Source organism: Paenibacillus sp. RS8 (assembly GCF_041956825.1).
In the GTDB taxonomy this organism is placed as follows: domain Bacteria; phylum Bacillota; class Bacilli; order Paenibacillales; family Paenibacillaceae; genus Paenibacillus_AQ.
In genome coordinates, this window is sequence record NZ_CP168131.1 from 5,552,486 (window position 1) to 5,576,129 (window position 23,644).

The 23,644-nt window shown below is 43.1% G+C and carries 20 protein-coding genes and 1 other annotated feature; of the genes, 5 read left to right on the forward strand and 15 right to left on the reverse strand.

Annotated features, from left to right (window positions below):
- Window positions 1-15 precede the first annotated feature (15 nt).
- Complete coding sequence (locus tag ACDZ28_RS26160) at window positions 16-984, reverse strand: sugar ABC transporter permease (protein ID WP_042128542.1); 969 nt, start codon at window positions 982-984, stop codon at window positions 16-18.
- Window positions 985-1,234: 250 nt separating this feature from the next.
- Here ACDZ28_RS26160 and ACDZ28_RS26165 point away from each other — a divergent pair, with 250 nt between their 5' ends.
- Window positions 1,235-2,674 (forward strand): response regulator, encoded by a 1,440-nt coding sequence (locus ACDZ28_RS26165; RefSeq protein ID WP_375103176.1) that lies wholly within the window; start codon window positions 1,235-1,237, stop codon window positions 2,672-2,674.
- Window positions 2,661-4,439 (forward strand): sensor histidine kinase, encoded by a 1,779-nt coding sequence (locus tag ACDZ28_RS26170; RefSeq protein WP_042128544.1) that lies wholly within the window; start codon window positions 2,661-2,663, stop codon window positions 4,437-4,439. Before ACDZ28_RS26165 ends, ACDZ28_RS26170 begins: the two co-directional genes overlap by 14 nt.
- A 72-nt stretch (window positions 4,440-4,511) precedes the next feature.
- Here ACDZ28_RS26170 and ACDZ28_RS26175 read toward each other — a convergent pair whose 3' ends face one another.
- From ACDZ28_RS26175 to ACDZ28_RS26195, 5 genes are all read right to left on the reverse strand, one after another.
- Complete coding sequence (locus ACDZ28_RS26175; RefSeq protein WP_375103177.1) at window positions 4,512-5,909, reverse strand: sulfatase; 1,398 nt, start codon at window positions 5,907-5,909, stop codon at window positions 4,512-4,514.
- Window positions 5,910-6,016: 107 nt separating this feature from the next.
- Window positions 6,017-6,850 (reverse strand): helix-turn-helix domain-containing protein, encoded by an 834-nt coding sequence (locus tag ACDZ28_RS26180; RefSeq protein WP_375103178.1) that lies wholly within the window; start codon window positions 6,848-6,850, stop codon window positions 6,017-6,019.
- A gap of 39 nt (window positions 6,851-6,889) precedes the next feature.
- Window positions 6,890-7,867 carry a formylglycine-generating enzyme family protein gene (locus ACDZ28_RS26185; protein ID WP_375103179.1) on the reverse strand — a complete coding sequence of 326 codons (978 nt, stop codon included), beginning with the start codon at window positions 7,865-7,867 and terminating at the stop codon, window positions 6,890-6,892.
- Between the two features lie 36 nt (window positions 7,868-7,903).
- Window positions 7,904-8,437 carry a chromate transporter gene (locus tag ACDZ28_RS26190; RefSeq protein WP_375103180.1) on the reverse strand — a complete coding sequence of 178 codons (534 nt, stop codon included), beginning with the start codon at window positions 8,435-8,437 and terminating at the stop codon, window positions 7,904-7,906.
- A gap of 11 nt (window positions 8,438-8,448) precedes the next feature.
- On the reverse strand, window positions 8,449-9,111 hold the full coding sequence (locus ACDZ28_RS26195) for a chromate transporter (RefSeq protein ID WP_375103181.1): 663 nt from the start codon (window positions 9,109-9,111) through the stop codon (window positions 8,449-8,451).
- Window positions 9,112-9,297: 186 nt separating this feature from the next.
- On the opposite strand from ACDZ28_RS26195, the gene ACDZ28_RS26200 reads away from it, so the two are divergent.
- Entirely contained in the window at window positions 9,298-10,497 is a 1,200-nt protein-coding gene (locus ACDZ28_RS26200) for an ROK family protein (RefSeq protein WP_375103182.1), read from the forward strand.
- Between the two features lie 64 nt (window positions 10,498-10,561).
- On the opposite strand, the gene ACDZ28_RS26205 is transcribed toward ACDZ28_RS26200, so the two are convergent.
- The 3 genes from ACDZ28_RS26205 to tyrS form a co-directional block, all read right to left on the reverse strand.
- A complete protein-coding gene (locus ACDZ28_RS26205) occupies window positions 10,562-11,806 on the reverse strand; it encodes an anaerobic sulfatase maturase (protein WP_375103183.1) in 1,245 nt (414 codons plus the stop codon).
- Window positions 11,807-12,019: 213 nt separating this feature from the next.
- Entirely contained in the window at window positions 12,020-12,307 is a 288-nt protein-coding gene (locus tag ACDZ28_RS26210; protein WP_042128555.1) for a hypothetical protein, read from the reverse strand.
- Window positions 12,308-12,537: 230 nt separating this feature from the next.
- Window positions 12,538-13,797, reverse strand: coding sequence for a tyrosine--tRNA ligase (tyrS, locus tag ACDZ28_RS26215; RefSeq protein ID WP_042128557.1), 1,260 nt, complete (start codon window positions 13,795-13,797; stop codon window positions 12,538-12,540).
- A gap of 100 nt (window positions 13,798-13,897) precedes the next feature.
- Window positions 13,898-14,127, reverse strand: a binding site (T-box leader).
- Window positions 14,128-14,279: 152 nt separating this feature from the next.
- On the opposite strand from tyrS, the gene ACDZ28_RS26220 reads away from it, so the two are divergent.
- Entirely contained in the window at window positions 14,280-14,726 is a 447-nt protein-coding gene (locus ACDZ28_RS26220; protein WP_042128559.1) for an Lrp/AsnC family transcriptional regulator, read from the forward strand.
- An 83-nt stretch (window positions 14,727-14,809) separates the two neighbouring features.
- On the opposite strand, the gene ACDZ28_RS26225 is transcribed toward ACDZ28_RS26220, so the two are convergent.
- From ACDZ28_RS26225 to ACDZ28_RS26250, 6 genes are all read right to left on the reverse strand, one after another.
- Window positions 14,810-16,360, reverse strand: coding sequence for an acetamidase/formamidase family protein (locus ACDZ28_RS26225; protein ID WP_375103184.1), 1,551 nt, complete (start codon window positions 16,358-16,360; stop codon window positions 14,810-14,812).
- A 281-nt stretch (window positions 16,361-16,641) separates the two neighbouring features.
- Window positions 16,642-17,448 (reverse strand): DNA alkylation repair protein, encoded by an 807-nt coding sequence (locus ACDZ28_RS26230; RefSeq protein ID WP_375103185.1) that lies wholly within the window; start codon window positions 17,446-17,448, stop codon window positions 16,642-16,644.
- A gap of 109 nt (window positions 17,449-17,557) precedes the next feature.
- Window positions 17,558-18,241 carry a Crp/Fnr family transcriptional regulator gene (locus tag ACDZ28_RS26235; RefSeq protein WP_375103186.1) on the reverse strand — a complete coding sequence of 228 codons (684 nt, stop codon included), beginning with the start codon at window positions 18,239-18,241 and terminating at the stop codon, window positions 17,558-17,560.
- An 84-nt stretch (window positions 18,242-18,325) separates the two neighbouring features.
- Window positions 18,326-19,381 (reverse strand): LLM class flavin-dependent oxidoreductase, encoded by a 1,056-nt coding sequence (locus ACDZ28_RS26240; RefSeq protein ID WP_339286922.1) that lies wholly within the window; start codon window positions 19,379-19,381, stop codon window positions 18,326-18,328.
- Window positions 19,382-19,712: 331 nt separating this feature from the next.
- On the reverse strand, window positions 19,713-20,831 hold the full coding sequence (locus tag ACDZ28_RS26245; protein ID WP_375103187.1) for an acyltransferase family protein: 1,119 nt from the start codon (window positions 20,829-20,831) through the stop codon (window positions 19,713-19,715).
- Window positions 20,832-20,858: 27 nt separating this feature from the next.
- The gene (locus ACDZ28_RS26250) at window positions 20,859-21,803 is read right to left on the reverse strand and encodes an NAD-dependent epimerase/dehydratase family protein (protein ID WP_076118896.1); all 945 of its coding nucleotides are present in this window, start codon (window positions 21,801-21,803) and stop codon (window positions 20,859-20,861) included.
- Window positions 21,804-21,993: 190 nt separating this feature from the next.
- On the opposite strand from ACDZ28_RS26250, the gene ACDZ28_RS26255 reads away from it, so the two are divergent.
- Complete coding sequence (locus ACDZ28_RS26255; protein ID WP_076118898.1) at window positions 21,994-23,640, forward strand: glycosyl hydrolase family 28-related protein; 1,647 nt, start codon at window positions 21,994-21,996, stop codon at window positions 23,638-23,640.
- Window positions 23,641-23,644: the final 4 nt, after the last annotated feature.

Sequence of the window (23,644 nt, forward strand, 5' to 3'; positions counted from 1 at the left end):
CCCTTTTCATGCAAATTAATACAGTCCTTCCTCGCCCATCTTCTTAGCAAACGTGTTGGCCGCCCATAAGAGAATCAGACTGATAATGGACTTGACGACACCCACAGCGGTCATATAGCCAAAGTCGCTTCCTATCGTGAAAGAAGTCCGATAAATGTATGTATCGATCGTGTCGGCAACCGAATATACCGGTGAACTATACAGGTTAAAAATTTGCTCGAAGCTCGAACCTTGGGTTAGTAGTTGTCCAACTTGAAGGATTAGCAGGACTGCGACTGTACTCTTCAAGCCCGGCCATGCGATGTTAAGCAAACGGCGAAACCGGTTCGCTCCGTCCACTTCTGCCGCTTCAAACAACTCTGGATTGATCCCAGCAAGCGCCGCCAGGTAAATGATTGAATCCCAACCGATCTCTCGCCATACATGTGTGAGATACAGAACTGGCCTGAATGCACTTTCATCCACAAGCGGAGAATTCGGATCCCCGCCAAACAACATGATGATCTGGTTATAAATCCCGTCTTTGCTTAAAATATTGATGATAATCCCCGACAACACAACCCACGAAATAAAATGCGGGAACGTTAGGATCGTCTGAAAAAATCGCTTCATTTTGGTCCTGGAAAACTCATATAAAACAATCGCCAGGATAATGGGCATTGGAAAATGAATGATCAACTTCATCAAGCTGATAATGACCGTATTCCAAAATGCCCTGCGGAAATCGGGGTCGGTCAACAACGTTTGAAAATTCTCCAAGCCGATCCAGGGACTTCCCAGAATCCCCTTACTGTAATTAAATGACTTGAATGCTAACGTTACACCGTACATGGGAGCATAGCTGAAGAGGGCGTACCAGATTAACACCGGTAGAACCATGAGGTAAAAATACTTGTACTGTAAAATCGTTTTTCCTAAGCTCTGCTTAGGCGTACGAGTTTTTAAGCTTCGCTTAGGCGTACGAGCGGTTACAGAATCAGCCAATCTTCTCCCCACCTTTCTGTATGAGATTGTTTATGCGTGTAAGCGATTTATATGGTAAATTATATCGGGAGTGTAAATTCTCTTGTATAGAGAATACAACTCCGAACATGTGGATTTTTCACACTTTAGCGAGTGGCCTTCCGGTGACGCTTAATATCCGACATAGTGAGCGTAAGATAATCCATACCCCCCTTGGTCCACAATCGCTAGGATGAATTTAGGAGCACCATAGAGAAAGGGGGATTCACTTATGCGTTCAGTGATTATTGCAGATGATGAGAAGTGGATTGTAGAAGGAATTAAAGCAGGAGTGAATTGGAAGAAATACGGCTTTGAAGTGATCGACGATGCCGAAAACGGGCAAGAAGCCCTTCAATTAATTCAATCGCTTCGCCCCACCCTTGTTCTAACAGATATTAAGATGCCTGTAATGAATGGATTAGAGCTCATACAACGTGGCAAGGCAATCGCGCCTGATACCATTTTCATCGTACTAAGCGGACATGCAGAGTTCGCTTATGCTCAGAAGGCGATGAATTATGGTACTTTCGGATACTGCCTGAAACCCTTTGAAATCGAAGAAATTGAAGGCATGCTTAACCGAATAGCCCAGCAACACGAATCGAAGGCAGTTAAAGAAAATCCTGTCCACGACTTCGAACTGTATGAAGCGGTTTGTTCCGGAGATCTTGAACGGATTAGCTTATGGTTGGATGAGAAGAGAATACCTTTGTCAATCGATACGCCTCATATCCCTATTGTTATCCAAGGATTAAGTTCACCAGTAGAAGTCGGGCAGTTCTCTTCCCTGGTCTTCCCGATGAGCCGCCGTCGGTATGGCTATTTGTTAGAAGAGGGCCAATACGAAGTTTTCCTCCGGGGTCTTGAACAAACTGAGGTTGTACAAGAGTGCGGAGTCGGGATCGGTCCTCCTATTTCGGATATACACCAATTGGATGCGGCTTTAGAATCCGCTTCTCACGCTGCATTCAGTATGTTCGCGACGGGAATGCCTGGATGTTATCATGTGAATCAGCAACAAGAATGGCTGATCGACGAGAAGCTTAAAGAGATTTCCCGGATTATTCATAGTAAAGACCGGCTCGGATTTATAGCAGCCATGGAATCGATAAAGAAGTTATTCAAAGAGGGAACGTTCACCATTAAAGAAGCCTATTTGCTCTACACCTCGATCCTGTACTTATTTCCTCGGGAAGGGACTCGGGTTAACGGTCGTTTTTTTGAGGGGTATGAACAGCTCTATTATCGCTACGGCACGGCTGAAGCCATGATCGATGATCTGATTCTTATGACGCTTGATATTTTTATGAACAGAAACGAAACTGATATTTCACGAATTTCCAATAGCAAAGTCAAAGAAATTATGTTATATATCCGCAACCATTTTAATCAAGAAATTTCCATCCAGCATTTAGCCAATCAGTTTTTTTTAAGTCCAAATTACTTATGCCAATTATTCAAAAAAGAGGTCGGGGAGACCATCATCGAACATATTAGTCGTTTACGGATTGAATACGCTTGTAAAATGCTGGTTGAAACCGATCTTTCCATATACCAAATCGGTGAGAAATGCGGTTTCCAGGATTATTTCTACTTCACACGGATTTTTAAGCGGCATATCAAAATGACACCAACGCAATATAGGGAAGAAAACAATGAAGACATTTAAGCGACTCTCCATCCGTACTCAGGTTCTGTTATTCGGGCTGTTTATCGTTGCCATTATCCCAATCATCGTCTCAAAGGTTTATCAATTATCAAGCGAGACTATCATCAATCAGAATACGCAATATAATACAGAACTAGTTTCCCTCCTTAAGCAACGGATTTCTGCCAACTATGCCAACGTTTCATCTATGATGATGAATGTAGGGTACGACTCCACCGTCCAAAAGTTTCTCGTTGAGAATGATAAGCTCCGGGAGTACGACCTCTCACAAAAGGTAGAGGGACTATTGAGTATCGCCCGAAATATGAATACGGATATCCTGGATATTATTGTTATCGGACCCTCAAACACTCGTATTTCATTAGCGGGAAGAACGAAATATGCTGTTGATCTTATGAAGACTGCCGGGGAGGATGGAATCGTACATTATCGCGGATACAGTCCTCCTGACAAGGTTATCGACAAGAGAAAGTTACTATTCGGGATGAACATCTTCGCTTCAGGTGACACGTCTTTATATGGAGAAAAAATCGGCTATATCGCAGTTATTGTAGATATGAAAGCCATTCAAACAGAAATTTCAGAGTACCCTCGTTTGGTTGGAACCAGTTTTTTTATGATGGATGATAAAGGGATGATCTACTCTAATAGTGATGAGCCGGAAGATATGCTCCAGCAGTTTCAAAATCGGGCAACGGGAAGTGACGGAGAGTCCATCGTAGAAACAGTCAACGGAAAAAAATATGCTATTCAATCCTTTCGCCTGCCTGAGATCTCTGGAAAAATCATTACCGCCGTTCCTGTCCATAATTTAATGAAGGAACTGGAGAAATTAAAGAAGGTCAGCTACGCTTTTCTGGCATTAATCTTGTTGGTCGTTTCTATTCCCTACTCTGTGCTCATGATGAATCTCTTAAGACCATTATCTAGGCTTATGCGTTATATGAATCAATTAAAGGGCGGAAGTCTGGGAATATTAAACAATAAGGTGGATTTAAAGGGCTACGCTGAGATTGAAATCATCTCTAGACAGTTCAACGATATGACAACACGGATTCATGATTTGACGGACCAATTAATCGATGCGTCCACTCAGCTTTACCAGACTGATCTGGAAAAGCAACGAGCCGAATACTCGTATTTGCAAAGTCAAATTAATCCCCATTTCTTAAGCAATACTTTAGATACAATCAAAGGCGTTGCAATCGTAAAAGGAAATCGGGATATCTTCGAGATGACTACCGCCCTAAGCACAATGCTCAAGTACAGTATCAAAGGTAAAGCGGAGGTAACTCTTGGAGAGGAACTGAAGATCGCAGAATCTTGTGTAAGGATATATCAAGGCCGTTTCCCGGACAAATTCACATACAAGCTGTTCTGTCCACAGGAATGGTTACATATTCCCGTACCAAAAATGATCCTTCAACCCATTGTCGAAAATGCACTTGGTCATGGGCTTGAGGCTCAAGGTCAGGGCATCTTGCTGATCACAGTAGAGAAAAGTGCAGCGGGACTGCTTGAAATCGCTGTAGAAGATAATGGTGTAGGCATCGACCCTGCAAGATTGGAACAACTAACCGAGTTGCTGGCTGGTAAGAACATAGAATCCGGTGATCATATCGGGCTCCTAAACGTCAACAACCGTCTAAATCTAAAGTACGGTGATCCTTGTGGAGTTCTGCTGTTCAGTAAGGCAGGCAGTGGGACGAAGACCGTTTTGAGGCTTCCCGGATCTTTGATAGATCAACAAGAAGCCAGAACATAAAAATGGAGGTTGCCCCTTGATGGGCGACCTCCATTTTTATGTCTTTAGTTCTCTGCTTTCACTAGGTCATCTCTAAGCATCCTGTGAAGATAAGTTCACATACTCTTTCGCATGATAGGGTCCGCCTTCCTTAAGTACCGTCCATAATGGATCTATATCACAATCCATGGAACCCATCATGTTGTCATGCCATTCATTCAATAGATAGACGGCATTCATACAGATGTCTTTACGCACTTCAGCAAGATTATGTTGTTCGTAAGGATCGTCCTTCAAATCAAACAACATTTCTTTCGGGAATCCATGGTGTCCGTCATGATAGGTTCGTATATATAACCAATCGGCAAATCGGACGCTGCGTTGACACACATGTGCACATTGTGAGATTACGAGATAGTCACGCCCTCCCAAATGTCCCTCCAGAATGGCGCCTGCATAACTTTCTCCATCCCATGAAGGAGCCTTTTTCAAATTCAAAAGGCTTGCTAATGTGGGTCCAAGATCAAGGTGATAATGTAGCCCATCCTCCACGATTCCCTTCTTGCCCCCTGGCCAGCGAACTATCATCGGAATGCGGCAAGTCGCCTGATCTGCCGTGCCGTGCTCAGAGTAAATCCCTAACTCACCCAGGCTCTCACCGTGATCCGCAGAGATTATGATAGCCGTATCTTCCATCACGCCAAGTGCGCTCAGCTTGGAGAAGACTTTTCCGAGATGCTCATCCAGATACTTGACTCCAGCATCATAGTTGTCGAAGATAACACGGAGGTCCTCATGATTCACTATTTCCTGATTATGCCTGAAATGCTGATAATAATGCGATTTAGCGAGCGCATTCATATCTTCTATACTGTGCTGCCCTTTCTTATTTCGGTGAAGCTCAAACACATCTTCAGTGATCCAATCGGGTAAGGGCTCCTTCTCAAACGGATTACCGTAGCTCTCAGGTGTACGATAAGGCGTATGAGGATCCCAGAAATTCAGGTGCAGAAACCAATTTTCGGACTCCCCGTTATCCTCAAGCCATTTAAGTGCCACTGGAAGCACCTGCTCTGCCGTCTCATGCCCCCTTCCACCAACATTGAACACTTCTTGAAATCCGGCATTAAAGGTCCAGGCCGAGTGTCGTTCGGCGAAGGTGCTGATCGATGTGGTTTTCATGGCCGCTTGCCTTAATATAGCGGGAATACTCTCCATTCCTAGTCGATCATTGAATTCACGTTTGGGCCCTTCTCTACGCATATCAGCAGCGGTTCCCCCATGTCCTACAATTCCATTATGAATGCCAAATCTCCCTGACATTAAAGCGGAACGAGACGGCAGACACGGAGCATCTGAACAATAATAGTTGGTAAAGGTAACCCCTTCTTTAGCGATTAAATCGATATTCGGGGAGGTATTCCGAGGATAGCCATAACATCCCAGATGGTCCGGGCGAAGCGAATCCAAATCCAAATATAAGATTCTCATGAGGTATTTTCCCTACCTTTCCTGTTGCTCGAATGATTACGTTCGATTCGGGCAGCTTAGAATGATCTGCTCATGCTTATAAGAGTAAATGAATATGGAACACTCCGCTATGGAGTGGCGATGTTTGTTTTTGTAAATTCGATACTTTTTCGGTGCTCAGCCGGACCCTTGCCGTATTCGCCACGAAATACCTTGCTGAAGTGCGAGGCATCATAATAACCACATCTTTGGGAGATATGCTCGATGGTATAATCTGTATATTCCAACATTTGTTTAGCTTGCTGCAGCCGCAATTTTCGAAGCATTTGCATAGGTGTCAGTTTATATATTTTCTGAAATGCCCGGCTAAAATAAACCGGATTCATATGATAGAGCTTGGAAAGCTCCTCTCTACTAATCTCCTGATCAAGTCTCTCCTCCATATATTGCAACGCCTCGTTAAAGCGGTCCGTGACATAGGGGTCTCGAGATGAGCGGCGCCCGCCAAGCTTGGTGCTCTCCATAACTTCATAAAGGAGAAAAAATGCCAATGAACCGACCTGAACATTTCTGAAATCATCTTCCTCCTGCAGCCACAGGCTTCGCAGCTCGTCAAACCTTCGCTCATATTCGCTTCGATCCCGGACCCGAATCACCTTGCCTAGAGGGAATAACTTAAAGAAATCATCTCCGTCTTTAACTTTAGCGTTAATATTAAACAGATAATGTACACCATCCGTTTTGGAGATCACATTAAAAGGTTCATTAGGACGGTGGATCATCACGTCTCCGGCAGAAGCAACATAATCACCCTCGGAGGATGTCGTCAATACCTCACCTTTTTGGATATAAGAGACGGTATAACAAGACTGGACGTAATCGAATAAGGCCCGCTTCTGATATTGAATTTTTATGACATCCAGCACGGTGATCTCAAACTGACTATGAATGATAGAGGACAAAGAAGTTCCTCCTTCTAATGTAGTAGTCTTTATGTATTCTCAACCTGTAAAATCAGCCGCACATCGAAAGCCAATATTCCCTGCTGAGCTGTCTGGTGTATTTTTGCTTCTGGCTGCCACCCGATAACGGTTACAATAAGATTTATGGCACAAATACGATCCTCCTCGCATCGACCTTGCTACACCGCTTACCGGGCCTCTCGGATTCAAAGAACCGGAAGACAAATGATAGTCCGGCGTAAACCAATCCTCGCACCATTCCCACGCATTTCCTGACATATTATAAAGACCATATCCGTTAGGTTGATAGGACTTCACCGGTGCCGTACCTGCATAACCGTCGCTGGCATGATTTTTATCGGGGAACTTTCCTTGCCAAATATTGCAGCGATGCTCTCCACCCGGTTTTAATTCGTCACCCCAAGGATAACGTTTCTGAACCAGAGTTCCTCTTGCGGCATACTCCCACTCCGCTTCCGTAGGAAGACGTTTGCCGGCCCAGCGACAATACGCATCCGCATCATTCCATGATATATGAATTGCAGGATGATCAAGGCGTTCGTCTACATGCGAATCCGGGCCTTCCGGATGGCTCCAATCCGCTCCGTCTACCACCCACCACCAGGGGGTTTGAGTCGCCACTTGGGTTACCTTTTCCCCTGTCTCTTTGGAAACAAAAGAATGAAACACGTAAGACCATCCAAAACGTTCCGCATCTGTAACGTAGTTTGTTTCCTTGATAAATAAAGCAAACTGTTTATTCGTAACTGCAGTTGCATCGATCAAAAAGGTAGATAAGGTAACATTCCTTGCTGGCCCTTCTCCATCTGCCGGAAAACCTTCTTTGTCATCCGTCCCCATAAGAAAAGTACCTCCCGGAATAAGGATCATGTCCGATAAATCTTTATCCTCTTCTAGTCCTTGGACCGTTGTGTACTCCTTACAAATATCGACGGACCCTTGTTTCTCAATTTGATTTCTACTAGCTGAACAGCAAGCCCGTATATTCTCTGACATGTACTTACCTCCAATCTGGGATTGTCGCGGCTCTATCTAAAAAAAGGCTACACCAACAATACCAGAGGCAACAATAATGGTGAGCGGATGCAGCTTATATTTCATTAAACCATAAAGTCCAGCGAATACAATGATCAACGTACCAATGGTCTGCCAACTAATAAAAGCATGTTCCACGCTATTTAAGCCAAACCGAATCGCAGCATAAGCAATCAAGCCTGTAATCACTGGACGTAAACCATAGAATAACGTTTTAATCCAATGACTGTCTCTCACCCGATAAAAGAAGATGGAAATAACAATGATGATGATTAATGAAGGTAGAACCATGCCTAATGTGGATACAATCGCTCCTTCAATTCCAGCTACACGATATCCAATCAAGGTGGCACTGTTAGTTGCAACAGGGCCTGGTGACATCCCTGCGATGGAAACTACCTCTTGAAATTCCCTTTCGGATAACCAGCCGCCAGCCATAGCTTCATGCTGAATCATCGGAATGATGGCGTACCCTCCACCAAAGGAGAGCAGTCCAATTTTAATAAAAATAAAAAATAAATTCCAAATCACATCGCATCCCCCTAGATGTAATACTCCGGATAATTCGACTCTTCATCAGAATCATTCAAGGACTCCTTCTCCATCCGAACCTGCAGCCCTAAGAGCTGTTTGATTGGTAAGTAGACAAACCCGATAATTAATCCAATTGCGATCACGTAAATGGGATTGATTCCGAAAACTAATAAAACGACCGGTATAACTATCGCTGTAACAGCTGTAGTCTTGTCAAATATAGCGTTCTTGGCCATTCGATATGCAGCTACTAGGATCAAGGCAATAACAGCACCATGAATCCCCTTCATAGCGGCAATAACTTTTGGTTGATCGGCCAGTTGTGAGTATACAGCACTAAGCAAACAAACAATGATAAAGGTTGGAATCGTAATCCCTGCGATTGCAGCAATTGCTCCTTTCACACCAGCAAGACGATAACCAATGAATGCCGCTGCATTTACACCTACACCACCTGGCGCAGCGCCAGCTAGAGATAGAATTTCATCCATCTCCTCTTCACCCAACCATTTCCGTTTAGCGGAAATTTCCCGTTCGATCATGGGGATCATTGCATAACCGCCCCCAAAAGTTACGGGACCGATTCGAACAAATACCCAAAACAACTGGAACAGTAAACTTACCCTGAGGTCTGTATTCGTCATCACATTTGTTTTCATAGTTGTTCTCATGAACTCCACCCTTATATATTCTGTAGTAATTTCATTATAACACTTTTTCCCAAAATGGAATTAAGTTTTTTGAACGGTAAAATACAATCTATGGTTTATGAGTTATACTATATTAATGTTAATAAATACAAACTTTATTAAAAACGATCTTACTAGTTCATCCTATATATAGTTTGGAGGTATATCGTGGAAAAGCGCTCGACACACATTCCATCCCCAAAGAAACTCCTATATGACCAAATCGCCGAACAAGGTACTGTTTCCAAGTTGGACCTTCTACAAACATTTTCACTGACCAAAAGCACAATGACTCGAATATTGGATGAAATGACGGAGGAAGGCTTGCTGATAGAATGCGGATTTGGGGAATCTAGCGGAGGAAGAAGACCTATTTTATACCAGATCAATCCTTCCTACGGTTACATCATCGGTTTAGAGATTTCCAGATTGTATTCTTCCCTTGGTTTATTTGATATGCAAATGAACCCAAAATCAATTGTTCATTGGAGAATGGATCAGGCATTCACACCTGAAAGATTTTTGGATCATGTAAGTAATCAAATACGCGCTTTCCTCAGGGATCATCAGTTAGTGGACAGTCAAATCATAGGGATAGGAGTAGGGGCTGTGGGGCCACTTGACCGCGAAAATGGCTTGATCCTAAAACCGCTACACTTCCCTTCTCCAGGCTGGAACAATCTTCCGATTTGCAAGCTGGTAAAGGAACGGACAGGCTTCAAAGCTTTCTTGGACAACGGTGCCAATTCCGCACTGCTTGGGGAACGATGGTCAATTCGTCATACTAATATTCAACATATGCTTTATGTACATGCTGGAGCAGGACTCCGCTATGCGATGATGTCGCATGGAAGTATTGTTCATGGCACGATGGATATGGAAGATGCAATTGGTCAAATGATCATTCAGACTGACGGCCCCCGATTAAATAATGATGGGAACTACGGAGCTCTGGAAGCATTTGTATCCGTCCAGGCACTGGAACAAAGTGCACGCTCGGAGGCGAACATGGACAATGACCTGATCCTCCAAAGATATAAAGTTTCGCCAGAGAAGCTGACTTATGATGTTCTTGTACAAGCCTTTAGAGACGGTAATCCACACGCACGCGAATTATTTACGCAAGCCGCCATTCACTTCGGTATTGGCCTCGCTAATGTCATCAATTTATTTCATCCTGAGACCATCATTCTAGGTGGTGCGCTCATCCACTCTCACGATTTGTTCTTCCAAACGGCAGTGGAGGTAGCCCAGAGAAACACTTATCGTTATCCTGAATACCAACCTCAATTTTCTCTAGGTACATTAAAAGAAGAAGCTGTGGTGACCGGTGCGGCTATAATGGTGAGAAATCACATGGTTCTCTAGCAACATAAAAAGGCCGTCCCACAACCATTTGCATGATTGTTGGGATGGCCTTTTTGAATCTGACCTATAATGGCTGACAGCAATTTTTGAATTTTTTCCCGCTTCCGCAGAGACATGGTTCATTTCGACCCGGAAGTGATTTTGCACTTTTCCTGAACTCCATCACCTGCTCCGATCTAAGTCGGTTCGCAAGCATCATCATGCGTTCATAAGTATGTGAATAGAACATTTTGTAGCTGTGGCAAAAATAATCAACCTCATTACGATCCTTAACATCAAGCCAATTTCGGTTGCGCGGGCATCCCCCATTGCAAAAGCTAAGGTACTCACACTTATGACATGATTCTTTCATATCGGGCTTCATTAACAAAAAGTCATCATATACTGGGCTGGCAAGCAGCACTTCTAGATCGGTTTGGCTGATATTTCCTAACCTGTGCTCTTCATCGATAAAGAAATCGCAAGGGTAGGCATCCCCGTTCGTTTCAAGTACCATCATCTTCGGACAGCATGAGTTGTGAACGCATAACTCCGGTTCACGATTCATGAGTACAAGAAGCATATTCTCGAAAATGCGAATGGGAAGCTCTGGATACCCCTCGTTGTACCACAAGTCAAATGTACGGCATAAAAACACTCCGTATTGTTCAGGTGTAATTCGGAAGCGTCCATGCATATCACTATTTTGTGAAACAAAATCCATGCAAGGGATAAACTGAATATAAGGAAATTTATGTTCTTGGTAAAATGACATCAACTCATCTGGACTCGTCACGTTATCCTCATGAATCACCGTCAAAATGCTATACTCCACACCCTCATTCTGTAAATGACGAATTCCACGCATAACTAAATCATAACTGCCTTTTCCCGATCCCGTTATACGATGAGAATCATGAATAGGCTCAGGACCGTCCAGACTTATCCCGACCAAAAAGTTATACCGTTTAAAAAATTTCGCCCATTTCTCATTAATAAGCGTTCCGTTGGTCTGCAGCGCATTACTTATCATCGTATGAGGTGGAGCGTACTTCGCCTGCAGTGAAATCACTTGTTCAAAATACGGAAGTCCGGCTAATAGCGGCTCCCCACCCTGCCAAGAGAAAGTCGCTATCCCTGAAGATCTACTCATGTACTGAGCGATAAACCGCTCTAAAAGATTCGTATCCATCACTCGGATCGGTTGATGAGGATGTCCCCCTGCTGTGCTGTAATAGCAATAATCACAGGCTAAATTACAATCCTCTGAGACGGTTTTCCACATGACATGAAGCGTCTCAGGCTTCGAGGTCTGTATGTATGTTGTCATACGATTTTGCCACTCCTATGTATTATTTGTTAAAGCGCTTACTTATTGCTTCAATTAAATCATAGGTACGTATGTCAACGATGAGCAAAACATCATAGTTTGTCGAATATCCGGAGATAAAAAAACTGCACTCCCTATTGTCTGTTGAGACAAAGTAATGGAGGTGCAGTTTCTTTGAGGATGAGTCTAACGGTAGTTAGACACTACGTCTTATTAATTACGAACGTATTCTTTATTTGCTGTTTCCAACATTGATTTCCAATCCGCAAACTTCGTCTCCCTCACCACATGACGATCAAAAAGTTCATCAGGTATGTCATCAACATCTTCTTCTGACTTTACTTGAAAGTTCCCTTTGATTAGAAACTCATCGAAGCTCTTGCAATTGGAATACTTACTCATAAACGCTTCATTAAACAACTTCTCAAAAGAGATGTGATTGGGATCTTCTTGATTCATTTTCTGACCTTGTAGCTCATTCATCAATTCTTCCATGGTCATTGGTTTTTGTCTTCTCAAATTACCACTCCTAATTTTCCAATATGGTTTCAGACTATCATGTTAATCCATAAATCACACGAATCCTAAGCTTAACATAATTTTCACTATTTTACCTTTCGATTTTCAATTTAATACGTCGAAAAAAAGTCCCTAATCACAGAATGAGAATATCAATCCTAACAAAAAGCCTCCCTTATACATATAAGGAAGGCTTTTTCGCACTATTTCCTCTAGGACAATTTCACCAAGCTGTAGTTTTTCTTCCCTTTACGGATAATGATAAACCGGCCACCGATAGCTTCGCTAGCTGTAACTTCAAGTCCAACATCGCTAACTTTCTCACCATTCATGGAGATTGCTCCTTTGGTGATATCCTCACGCGCTTGACGCTTGGATGGCTCAATACCGAGATCAACTAGCCATTCCACGATATTCTTGGATTCCAAAGTCGTTTCGTAAGTCGGCATTTCCTTGAAGCCTTGCTCGATCTCATCAGCAGTTAGGGACTTGATATCTCCACTGAACAAAGCAGCAGTAATGCGTTTAGCTTGCTCTAGTAATTCTTCACCATGCACGAATCTTGTCATTTCTTCGGCAAGTGTTTTTTGCGCTTCACGTTTATGCGGTTCGGTCTGTACTTTTTCAGCAAGCGCATCAATTTGCTCTTTAGACAGGAATGTAAAGTACTTCAAGTATTTCACAACATCACGGTCATCAGTGTTCGCCCAGAACTGGTAGAACTCAAATGCCGTCGTTTTGTTCGGATCCAGCCAAATGGCTCCCCCAGCTGATTTACCGAATTTCGTACCATCGGCTTTCAACATCAGCGGGATAGTAAGTCCAAATGCTACAGCCTCAGAGCCTTCTTTTCTACGGATTAAATCCAGACCGCTTGTAATGTTCCCCCACTGATCCGAGCCACCAATTTGCAGCTGCACATCTTCATGTTTGTATAGATGCAGGTAATCTAGAGATTGCAGGATTTGGTAGGAGAATTCTGTAAATGAAATTCCGCTGTCCAATCTGCTCGCTACAACATCCTTGGCAAGCATCGAATTGATGCTGAAGTTCTTCCCGTAGTCACGCAAAAATTCGATAACATTGATTTTATGCGTCCAATCGTAGTTGTTGACCATGCGGATTTGATTATCGCCATCGGTCACGAACAGTTTTTTCATCTGAGCAGTAAGTGCATCAACATTCGCTTGCACTTGCTCCAATGTTTGCAAAGAGCGCTCGGACTGGCGTCCACTTGGATCACCGATCGTACCAGTAGCACCACCAATTAGAATTACTGGGCGGTGTCCCGCAAGTTGGAATCTCTTGAGTACCATGAACGGAATCAAGTGGCCAATATGCATACTGTCACCCGTTGGATCTACACCGCAGTACACTGAAACGGATTTCTGGTTGGTCAATTCTTTAAGCCCTTCGGCATCGGTTTGTTGATTGATGGCATCGCGCCATTCTAGTTCGTCGATAATATTCATTGCCTAACACCCCTTAAATTAGTAGATAACCTATTGATGAAGTGAAACATATAAACCCTTATATTTAAAAAACAAAAAATCGCCCCTTGTCTATTGTAGACATAGGGACGATTGAATAACCGTGTTACCACCCAGATTGCATCAATGAAACATTAAGCTAAAGCACAGCATTGATGCCACTCGTGACGAGATATCGTTCGCCATTCCGCTCGGGGTTAGCCGAGATACTCCAAAGTGTAATTCGTACTCTTAGTGTGTACCGGGTTTCATCGACCCCCGGCTTTCTGGAACAGGGACTAAGCTACTACTGGGCTTCTTCAACGTATATCGTTTATAAGATTACAGCCAGTATAGAGAAATAATTCTTCAATGTCAACTATCTTAAGCTGAGAATCCTAAGACACACTCCTGCTGTGATGCACTACTAGGCATTTCCATCTTTTTTCTGTTACAATTACGGAAAAAGAGGTGAACGAATCCGCATGCTTGATCCTATCGATAATCATATTTTGCAGCGGCTGGCCCAAAACAGCAGAATATCCTATACTGATCTGGCTAAAGAAGTTAATTTATCCAGTGTAGCGGTAAAAGACCGTATTGATCGGCTCGTCAACCAAGGAATCATTGAGCAATTTTCTATTGTCATTAGCGCGGAGAAGCTTGGCAAGAAAATTTCCGCTTATCTGGAACTTGAAGTAGAGCCTGCTCATTTAAATCATATTGTCGAAGTCCTGAAAGAAAACGAACGCGTTGCAGTACTTTATGAAATGACTGGTCCTTGCATTCTTCACATCCATATTCTGGTTGAGAATCTTGAAGAGATGGAACGGTTTATGCATGAATCAATCTACTGTCTGGATGGTCTAGTACGTGTAGAAAACCAAATTTTATTAAAGCGCCACAAAAATCAGGATGGTCTAAATATATAAAAAAAGAACCGGCTAAATAAGACGGTTCTTTTTCTTAAATGGATACTGAAGGATATAATCGAATAATTGCTAATTAATTCACTCTACTCTGTTTTAGATAGCTTAGCTTTATAAAAATTCGCAAAATATTCGCTGACCTCAATCTTCTCTTTTACAACTTCTATTGGAGCAACGAGCTTAACGATTTCACCATTGTACACTCCTGTCGTCGCCCCGACTTTCATCTCAAGCACATTGTTATTGTAGCTTATAGTAACTGTCTGAGTAGTCGGTTTCCAACTCACCTTCGCACCAAAACCTTCAAAGCTGCTACGTAATCCCACAGCCTTACGCTCCGAATCACCGAATTGACCTTTATCGATCAAAGCATGCACTCCCCAGTTTCCATCCACTACTTGTGTGATTCCGAAATCCGTTGACACAGACATCAGGGAGTACGCTTCATCCTCGCTCAAATTCATTCCGTCCATTAAAAAATCTTTTGTTTTATGAGCAGCATCTTTCATCGCTTTGTCGATGGATGAGTTTTTAAAGATATCTTTTTGTGCACTAGCTCCAAGTGCCTCCAAATAATTCGCGTAACTGAACCCATGTACGACCCATTCATTCTCGTTCTCTAGTAATGGGAAACTTAATCCATTCAGTTTTTTGTTAAGCGTCGCTTTTTTATGAAGAACGACTTGAATATCACCCGTCACGGATGTCTCGATAGCAGTTCCGTTAATTTCGGCATCCCCTTGCCCCGCATGCGGATCACCAATCGACAGTAGCGCCCCTGGTACAGATACAGGATAATACATCGTTGCACCTTCAGTAATACGCCAATCATCTACGTTGCCACCATTGTAAGAAGGGGGTACTGAATCTACGATGTCCGCTTCTTTAGGTGCAACACCCATTGTACCGAAGTGTAGACGTACCGGAATTTTCACACCTTTCAATACATCAAAGTTCTTATCAATCGTATTATGGTCTACAATTACGCCTGGGTAGTCGATTGTCGGGTGCACTTGACCATCCGGATCAGTCTGAACAGTCCATTTATAATTATAAACAGCTGTTGCATAATCTGTTCCACCCTCTGTATCCATCTCATAGATGGTGACCACTTCACGTTTTTTCGGCTCCTCCACCATATCTCCGTACAGATAACCCCAGTTCGCCGCGGCATTCACGCCATAGGTTTTGCCAGCGTATTTGTCATTGCCATTAGGTCTTAGCTTCATGTCCAGAATTTTCACTTCCAGAACATCCCCTGGTTCAGCACCTTCTACAGCAATAGGTCCCGTCATAATATGTACGCCTGGCCCGCGAAGCGCTTCGTTCTTCTCCCCCTTTATCCAGTGAAAAATATCTTCGACTCCCGCATCCCCCTTAATCATTCGATCGTAATCATCACCGGAATGATGGGTAATGGCTTCAACCGATACAATATCACCAGATTGTACCGTTAAAGCTGGATCACCCTTACCGATATTCCCCCACCGAACAGTCTCAGAATTTGCCTTCAGCACATGCGTTTTCGGTGTATTCTGACCTTTATTTGTGTCAGCATACATAACATTAAATGATGTTCCCGCTAGTAAAACCGCTGATAAAATAACACTTGTTTTGCGAAAAGTTTGTTTTTTCATAATTTCATCCTCCTCAGCTTATTTTAATGTTAGTTTATATAACATTTTGTGTTTTTGAGTATAACAGATGAATTAAGGATTAACAATATAAATATTTTCTTTATTTTTACTTTAAATAATAAATCACAATGATTATGTGACTTTAATAATCCAAGCCAACATCTTTGAGACTGCTCGTTTGATATTCTTGCCGTTCCCATTTTTAGCAATAAAAAACGCCTTCACTTATGAACAAAGTGTCGGCGTTTTATCTCAATTGAAAGTGGACCTTTTTTCCATTATTAATTAGTAATACTTCTTGTAGCCCGGGTTACGATCCGTTTCGTTGCCTTTGTATCTGAGGTTATCAACCAATTCTCACTAAGCTGCAGCACCCAATCCGGATTGCTTTTACTCGCATCGTTCAACCAATTACTTACAGAATCCTGAACGTATTTCACTGAATCTGACTTCAGTGGTTCTAATAGCGGAAGTGCAATTACCGGGTTTTCTTTAAGCGCAGTAATATGCTTCGCCCACACACCATGCGGCCGCGTCAATTCGATCGCATATCTCCTTATATTCGGATCTTGATCATGAACCCAGCGCTCTAATAATTTAATAGATTCGTGCAACTCTGTAATTACTGATTCTCTTAAAGCCATCCATGAAATCTCGCGTACCCCAAAATGATCATCCGCTGCAAAAGGACGGATAGCCGTTAGCTTTTGCGATAAACTTAAAGATTGATTTAGACCGATCATATAGGCAGCCCAACAGCGGACACTATCGGAAAGATGCTGCGCTAAAGCTGTGAATAAACGGGATTGTTCCCGCTCAGATTTACTCTCTAATACCTGTTGTAACTCACGCGCAATGGCTGGTATCAGCTTCATGATTCTCTTTTCGGATAAATCGCTCAGCCTTTGCAAAATAGGGTTGGATTCCTGTCCAAAACCTAGCTCGTCCATCACTTTTTCCAGCAGCACAAGATGATCCACAGCAAGCCATTCCGTTAAATTTACAGTCTGTAATTGTCCTTTATGTAACAGTTCAACAACCTCAGTCGGAATATCGCTAACTTTTCGAGCTCCCTTCCTATGCTCCATAGAAATCGTCCCTTCATCTATGATTTGAAAGCTTAAATCACCTTCATGTCATATTTAGGATACCGTTATTTCTAAAAATAAAGCTGTAATCTCGTTTACATCTCGATTGCTATGTTATATTTCTTTCCAAAATCTTGTCTCGATGAACATAGATAGTTCTGAACCCTGTCTGAATCACCTCAGCTTTCACCAATTCTTGCAGCGCTACCGTAACTGCTTCTCTGCTCGCACCAATCAAATTAGCGATTTCTTGATGTGACAGCGGAACATCGATTCTGTATAAATTATCCTTATTCTTAACCCCTAACTGATCAGAAAGCTTTAAGAGAACGCACAATATTTTATCATGGAGATTTCCGATGGCTAGATTTTGCGATAACTGACTCATACTTTTTATTCGATCACTCAACACTTGCATTAACGACATCAAGAATCTAGGTCGAGTAGCTACGAATTCTTCAAATCTTACAGGATCAATTGTACAGATATGACACTCTTCCATTGCTTCAATGTAATGATCTCTGGTTCCAAACGAAATCACATTCATTTCACCAAAAACATTACCCTCACTCAGAATATCCGACGTAAACTGCTTCCCATCTGAATTCAATCGGTATAAGCGAACCTTTCCTTTTTTCACAAAAAATAATCCTTCAGAGAAGGTTGTCGGTGTTTGGATATATGTATTTTTCGGGACTACTGTTATGCGAGTTAACTCTTCCATTTCTATTAAATCTTCGAGCGCTAACGATTGAAGCAAATTAAATTGAGATAAATAATGAATAGTCTCCATTGCCCCTCCTGTGTCTTAAAACGTTATTCATTTCTTTAGTATACCTTACAAAAAAAGCCGCGTCCTAAGGACGCAGCTTACTCATTAACGATTACTTGCTTCCCAGCGCGCGATTTCTTCACGAACACGAGGGGCTACTTCCGTTCCCAACAGTCTAATGGCTTGCATAACATCCTCATGAGGCATCGTACCGTGGGGCACATGTAAAAAGAATCGCGTAATCCCCACCTCCTTGCGAAGATGAATGATTTTGTTAGCAACAGTTTCTGGATCACCTACGTACAGAGCACCGTCAAAGCTGCAAGCTGCATCATAATCGGAACGATGGTATGGAGGTGTCCCTTTTTCCTTCGCCCGCACATTGGTCCGAGCATGCGTTGAAGGGAAAAACTTCTCCAACGCTAATTCATTAGTCTCTGCAATAAACCCGTGAGAGTGTGAGGCAATAGGCAAGCTTGAGATATCGTACCCGGCTTCAGCCGCTGCTGTCTTGTAAAGCCGCACATGTGACGCGTAATCAAGCGGTTTAACATTCCCAATAATCGCTAAAACAAAAGGTAATCCTAAGGCTCCTGTGCGGATTGCAGACTCTGGACTTCCGGCACTCCCAATCCAAATCGGCAACGGATCTTGAACCGGTCGCGGGTAAATTCCCAGATTGTTTATGGCTGCGCGATGTTTGCCGCTCCAGGTTACTTTTTCTGACTTTTGAATAGCTAGTAGCAATTCCAGCTTCTCATTGAACAGCTCTTCATAATCCTTCAGATCGTAACCGAATAAAGGAAAGGACTCTGTAAACGAACCACGGCCGATCATAATTTCCGCACGTCCGTTTGATATCCCGTCCAGCGTTGCAAAGTCTTGAAATACACGAACAGGATCTGCTGAAGACAATATCATTACCGCACTGGTCAATCGAATTTTCGAAGTCATCGATGCAGCCGCAGCTAACACAACTGCAGGTGATGAAGCCGCATAATCAGAACGATGATGCTCTCCCACCCCATATACATCTAGTCCCACCTCTTCGGCAAGTACAATTTCCTCCACTACTTCACGTAGTCGCTCTGCATGACTTATTGTCTCACCCGTATGGGCATCCGGGGTTGTCTCAACAAATGTGCTAACTCCAAGTTCCACTTTTCATTTCCTCCTAATGTCTGCGCGCCCGCATTTTTCTCTGGATGTAATTGGTTAAATATTCATGATTTCTGTGAATCAAGAAACCCATTATAATAGGATTCCCCAATAATTCCAACTATTTTAGATCCCCTCGATTATAGATCGGACAGTGGAGCCGTTATTTTAATGATTTTGTCCATCATCCGAAGTGGCAAGGCAATACTCGAGCTGGATGCAGCACATAATTAAACTGGGACTAAGCTACTAATTTGATGCATCGGCGATTTACCAAGAAAAAATAAAAGACCACTAATCACCTGAAAACGGCAAGTAGTGGTCAATTTTTAAGCTAGTTTATGTTTCCAATACTCGAGCTTATGGGCTTATCCAGCGGTTTCGGAGGTTTTCTTTGATTGATTCCAATCCCGATTCGACCGAATACAAAGGCTCCGCCAGGAATGCGATTTGCTAGGTTCATGATGATCGCTGAGCCAACCACGCACCCGATAAATTGTAACAGAACACTGAATAGACCAAGATTTTGCAACCCGAATAAAGAAGGAAGCTTAACAAACAAAGCCAACAGCAACGGGTGAAGCAAATATATACCAAAGGAGTATCTACTGCTCCACTCTAGCACGCGCGGCACTTTTTTCAATGAAGAAGCTACTGTAAAGAGTAGTAGAATCATACTCATAGCGAAAAGTAACATATCAATTCTCTTGGAGCTATGCGCCGTAATCCAGCCTTGTCCGTTCACAAACAGCACAAGTGCCCCAGTTATAACCGGAAGCATGAAGACAGCTACTCGAAACTGTTTTAATTTTTCCCGGAACCAACTCTCATTTCGCCCCAAGTAATAAGCCACAGTAAAGTAGAATATCCACCCCGGAGAGAAAATCCAATACAATTTATCCCAAATATATTGAGCAGCTACCGTATCTGCGGGTTTGGTAAAATTGAAGAATCCTAAGTACACTACGTTTATAACGAATGAGGCAATCAGTATGGAGCGTGGAGTAAACTTTTTGGCATGCTTTTGAAATAAGAGGAACAAGGCGTAAAACTGAAAAATAATGAGGATAAAGTAGCCATGAAAATCACCAAGCAACAAATGACGCCAAAGGAAATACCAAAAAGCTTGAAGAAGCGGAATCCCCTCACTGCTTGCCATATCCACTCCTTTTAACCCGGCGTACAAAGCCCCGAAAAAAAAGTATGGAAGTAATATATACTTGATTCGTTTCTCCCAAAATCTCGCGGGTATTCCCTCAGGGTAAGCAAAAGACAATACGAATTGAGAGATAAATACGAATACCGGTGTGCCAAACGTAAGCAACAGACCCACCGACTCCACCCATGGTGTATTTCCATCATCATAGACACGATATAAAGCATGTAGCAGCGCAATACTCAAGCAGGCTATACTACGCAGAACAAACATTTCAGAATTCAATTTTCGTTCCATGGGGATGACCCCTTTCAATATTTGCTTTTAATGGTCGACAGCACTGCCTACAGTCAATCGGGCTGCAATCGTCTTTTTGAGTCCCTGGTGAAGGTCATGGTTAGGAGACCAGGACATCAACTCATTTGCTTTCCTATTGTTCAAGTAGCTATGAAGAATATCTCCCGGCCGTGCCTGTTCATAAATCGGTTGGGATTCGCGAGCTGTAATGCCGCCTATCATCTCCACAATCGTATTAATAGAGGTAGCCACTCCACAGCTAATATTTATGATTTGATTATCCACTCTGTCATTTGAACGAGCCGCATCTACAAACGCCTGTGCCACATCCTCAACAAAGACAAAATCTCTGGTTTGTTCCCCATCCCCATAGATCACAAGCTCCCTGCCTTGCTTCATGCGATCCAGAAAAATCGAAACGACGCCCGCTTCCCCATGTGAGCTTTGCCGGGGACCATAAACATTCGCAAGACGGAGAATGGTATACTTCAGCCCATGCATGCTGGCAAACATTCGAATGTAAGACTCAGGGACACTTTTGGATACGCCATAGCAGGACTCAGGATTTAAGGGATGGCTTTCATCAATGCTCAAATATTCAGGGTTACCATATACAGCAGCCGACGAGGCGTACACGATCTTTTCAACCTGATGGGCCTCACACATCCGCAGTACATTTAGTGTGCCAACAATATTCACATTCGCATCAAACAAAGGATTGCGCTGTGATTCTCTTACGTCGATCTGTGCAGCCAGATGAATGACCGCATCCGGTTTCTCTCGGCTAAAAACTTCACCCAATGTCTCATCTCGAATATCGTACGGATACAGAAGTGCAGAAGGGTTTCTATAGAACGAGCCGGACGCACCCGATAAATTATCCACTATTACAGTTTCAACACCCTCACTTATGAGCCGATCAACAACATGTGACCCAATAAAACCAAGCCCCCCGGTTACTAAAACCTTCAAATAAAAAACTCCTTTCGCCCTGTAAGGTGCTCTTTGTACCGTGCATCAGTAGAAAAGTTCACATAAAATACTTAAGAAGAAACGATGTTGTCATCCAATATGGACGACAACCGTTACTCGTAGAAATATAAGGATGTATATAACGAGGACTTTCTTATATTTCAAATCAAAAAATAAAGGAGTGAAGTATATGGCAACTGCACCTATTCCAGACAATTCTGTAACAACGTCCGTGATTGCGGACGGCGCGGTCACTTCTATTAAATTAGACCCTGAAACTAACGGTTATGTGAATGTTCGATCCTATGGCGCTACAGGGAATGGTACTAAAGATGACACCATCGCGATTCAAAATGCAATCAATGCCGGAAATGCCAAACGCAAGGTTGTTATTTTCCCGCCTGGTGTATATAAAGTATCTTCAGGCCGCATGCGTAATCCTTCCAGCCTTGAATGGTGGTGTCTTCGTATACCAACCGGAACTAACCTAAGCTTTGAACCAGGATCTAAGCTGTCACTGGCTTCGAACCCTCCTTCAGATACTAGAGTACTTGTCATCCTAAACGCCTCTGATATCACGATAACAGGCGATCTCGAAATTGATGGAAGTGCTTCGACTGTGAAAACAAACGTCAACGATCAGCTTCACGGCTTGTTCATTTCTTCTTCGCAAAATATATCCATCGAATCGGTATACTCCCATGATTGCTACGGTGACAATATTTTCATTGGAGGTACAGAAGCGATTCCATCCGTTAACGTGCAGATCGGGTATGCGCGCTGTGAAACGGCTGGACGCAAGAACTTCGTCATCCATTTTGTAGACCAACTTCATGTCAACAGTGCTGTCCTGAACAACAGTCGCGGCGGAGCTCCTAGCTTCACTGGAGCCAACTCACTAGACTTGGAGCCCGATGAGTTCAAAGGTACTCGCAGCTTTTATCAACGCTTCGATTCCTTGACTACCACTGGTTTCGGTAATGATCTGTCAGCAGGACTTACAGATGAAATCGCTAGACTCTGGACCCTCGACATCGGTTCACTTGATATGCGTGTTAGTGGATCAGCGAGTCCTGCTATACTCTCTTATGGACTGACGTTAAAAATCAGTAACTTATTTATTCGTTCTACCGATCATAAAGCTAGTTACGGTCTACAGACGATCTATTCACAATTTATTGATATCGCTAGTGCAAGCTTCGATGGCATCGGTGGTCCTGCGATCTTTGCTGCGTTTAATGCTGCTGGAGGTAAACCAAGATTGCATATCGGATCGTTAGGAGTGTACGGCTCAGGCTCCAGCTTAGCTAGCGGAGTCCGAATCGACGGAGGAGATCTTTATGTGGGGACTATGGATGCACAGGATCTAGTAGGAAGTTCTTTATACTTGTTCGCTACACAATCAGACACCATGGTTACTGTTGACAATATGATCGTTCGTAACAGCGGGACCAATCAGGTAGTACTAGTCTCTTCTTATGGTTCGGCTAAGCCTTTCTTGCGTTTGAACAATGTAGCGGTATTTGATACCCGTTCTGTGAAGGTAAAACGCATTCTAGAATTTGAAACATTGGTTGCCATGCAAGGCACTTCCCTTGGCACCGTGTATAATCCGTATGCCATTACTGAATGGTTCTCTACCTATGGCAACTTCAAACGGGCAGTCCGACTCGTTGGTGGAACACTGCTTCCAGCAGTATTTATCGTGGAAGGTTCGCCAGAGGGAACGATAACCGCTCCGATTGGCAGTCTGGCTATGCGAACAGATGGTGTAGCTAAAGCTGCTTTTTATGTGAAGGAAAGCGGAACCGGTGCTAACGGTTGGGTTGCCAAGTAAATAT

Bases quoted from the DNA above. Each gene is read 5' to 3' on its own strand.
- ACDZ28_RS26220 (WP_042128559.1), top strand. From the start codon at position 14,280: ATGCTTGATCCTATCGATAATCATATTTTGCAGCGGCTGGCCCAAAAC.
- ACDZ28_RS26255 (WP_076118898.1), top strand. From the start codon at position 21,994: ATGGCAACTGCACCTATTCCAGACAATTCTGTAACAACGTCCGTGATT.
- ACDZ28_RS26175 (WP_375103177.1), bottom strand. From the start codon at position 5,909: ATGAGAATCTTATATTTGGATTTGGATTCGCTTCGCCCGGACCATCTG.
- tyrS (WP_042128557.1), bottom strand. From the start codon at position 13,797: ATGAATATTATCGACGAACTAGAATGGCGCGATGCCATCAATCAACAA.
- ACDZ28_RS26185 (WP_375103179.1), bottom strand. From the start codon at position 7,867: ATGTCAGAGAATATACGGGCTTGCTGTTCAGCTAGTAGAAATCAAATT.
- ACDZ28_RS26210 (WP_042128555.1), bottom strand. From the start codon at position 12,307: ATGACCATGGAAGAATTGATGAATGAGCTACAAGGTCAGAAAATGAAT.
- ACDZ28_RS26165 (WP_375103176.1), top strand. From the start codon at position 1,235: ATGCGTTCAGTGATTATTGCAGATGATGAGAAGTGGATTGTAGAAGGA.
- ACDZ28_RS26205 (WP_375103183.1), bottom strand. From the start codon at position 11,806: ATGACAACATACATACAGACCTCGAAGCCTGAGACGCTTCATGTCATG.
- ACDZ28_RS26235 (WP_375103186.1), bottom strand. From the start codon at position 18,241: ATGGAGACTATTCATTATTTATCTCAATTTAATTTGCTTCAATCGTTA.
- ACDZ28_RS26170 (WP_042128544.1), top strand. From the start codon at position 2,661: ATGAAGACATTTAAGCGACTCTCCATCCGTACTCAGGTTCTGTTATTC.
- ACDZ28_RS26195 (WP_375103181.1), bottom strand. From the start codon at position 9,111: ATGAGAACAACTATGAAAACAAATGTGATGACGAATACAGACCTCAGG.
- ACDZ28_RS26230 (WP_375103185.1), bottom strand. From the start codon at position 17,448: ATGGAGCATAGGAAGGGAGCTCGAAAAGTTAGCGATATTCCGACTGAG.
- ACDZ28_RS26245 (WP_375103187.1), bottom strand. From the start codon at position 20,831: ATGGAACGAAAATTGAATTCTGAAATGTTTGTTCTGCGTAGTATAGCC.
- ACDZ28_RS26225 (WP_375103184.1), bottom strand. From the start codon at position 16,360: ATGAAAAAACAAACTTTTCGCAAAACAAGTGTTATTTTATCAGCGGTT.